Raw genomic sequence first — 752 nt, forward strand, 5'->3', positions numbered from 1 at the left:
TCGCCGCCGAGCGGCGCGACGAGCTTGTCGACGCCGGTCAGCGCGGTGAGCGTGGTCCGGGGTGCTGCTGGCGCCGGTGGTGCCGTTGCCGAGTTGGCCGGAGCCGTTGAGACCCTCCCAGCCAGAGCCGAGATCGCCTGCTGAGTGCGTGAACACCGCGGCGTTGAGGGCAAGGTCCACGATGTCAGGGATGTGACCTACGACGAGGATGCCTCCCGCGTACGGAGCGGGAACGCTCCCCGTGCCATTGTCGCCCCGCGTAACCTGGCCATCGGCGCGCTCCAACTGACCGGCCGCACTACATGCCGCCGGCCTCCGCCACCACGCACGCGACGCCGTCTGTGTGCTCACCACCCTCCGTTTCACGCGATCAAACCGAACACCCCGCGAGACAACACCCTTGCCGGGAGGCGTCGAGCACTGCGAAACGCAGCATTTGACGCGTCGCTCGGCCAGTCGCAGGCTGGAAAGGAGCACAGCCAAGCCGGGAGCGTCCTGGCGCGCCGATCGCAAGGTCCGTGCCGGCCAAGACAGGCGTACGCATTGCGTTCCGGGTGTGCTCGTTCGTTGCCGACCTCGCACGCCTAGTAGTGCTTTGTTAGGAGGCTTGTCGCATCGTGTGGTCGGTAGTTCTCTGTTGGTATGAGGGCTGGGGAGCTTGCGTTGTGGCGGGGTCGGTTGGAGGAGTTCGCGGCTGAGGTGTTCGCGCCCTTGGCCCGGCGTGATCAGCGGGCCAAGGGCGGACTGTACCT

At 67.2% G+C, this 752-nt stretch carries 1 protein-coding gene; it reads right to left on the reverse strand.

Annotated elements, in window-relative coordinates; all coding sequences use genetic code 11:
* Positions 1-180: hypothetical protein (locus VR45_RS49550; RefSeq protein WP_234326525.1), on the reverse strand; the 180-nt coding region annotated here is incomplete at its 3' end.
* Positions 181-752: the final 572 nt, after the last annotated feature.

The organism is Streptomyces sp. NRRL S-495 (assembly GCF_000966955.1).
GTDB lineage: Bacteria > Actinomycetota > Actinomycetes > Streptomycetales > Streptomycetaceae > Kitasatospora > Kitasatospora purpeofusca.